Source organism: Vibrio sp. 1401, assembly GCF_033340295.1.
Map to the genome: position 1 here is coordinate 1 of NZ_JAWOWF010000636.1, position 575 is coordinate 575.

Genomic DNA, 575 nt, shown 5'->3' on the forward strand with positions numbered 1-575 from the left:
GTGGTATTTACAATCGGTTTGAAATAGCGCGAGAGGGATTGGCTGTGATTCGTCGATAGTGAAATCGGGGTGACTGATCCACACGCCTCTATCACTTGCGAGCCAGTATCCTTCTTCGCTATCGGGTGCACGAGTCACGATGGCGGCGTCTAATTTGCCTTCATCTAGCCATTCGCGGAGCGTCACGCTTGGCTCACTGTACACCTGGATAGAGCAGGTCGGTTCGGTTTGCTGCAATACGCGGATGAGTTTCGGCAGCAGGCTATCGTTATAGTCTTCTGGACATCCTAAACGCAGTGGGCGTTTGTTTTCGTAGCGTTTTACTTGCTTGACGGCTTGATTGTGCAAACTTACGAGTTGCTCTGCATGCGCACGAAGTGACATACCCGCTTCGCTCAGTACAAGGTTGCGACCTTCCTTTTCGAATAAGCTGACATGGAGTTCATCTTCAAGCTTTCGCATTTGAGCACTAAACGCGGATTGGGTGCGATTAATTTGTTTTGCAGCACGAGTGAAGCTGCCTGTTTCAACAAACGCAAGAAAGCTGCGCAGCGCGTCAATATCCATATTCTTTT

Annotated in this window: 1 protein-coding gene; it reads right to left on the reverse strand. The window is 49.4% G+C overall.

What is annotated here, in order from left to right:
* A partial coding sequence (locus tag R7Z77_RS27290) for a LysR family transcriptional regulator (RefSeq protein WP_318137297.1) occupies positions 1-567 on the reverse strand: 567 nt, incomplete at its 3' end.
* Positions 568-575 lie beyond the last annotated feature (8 nt).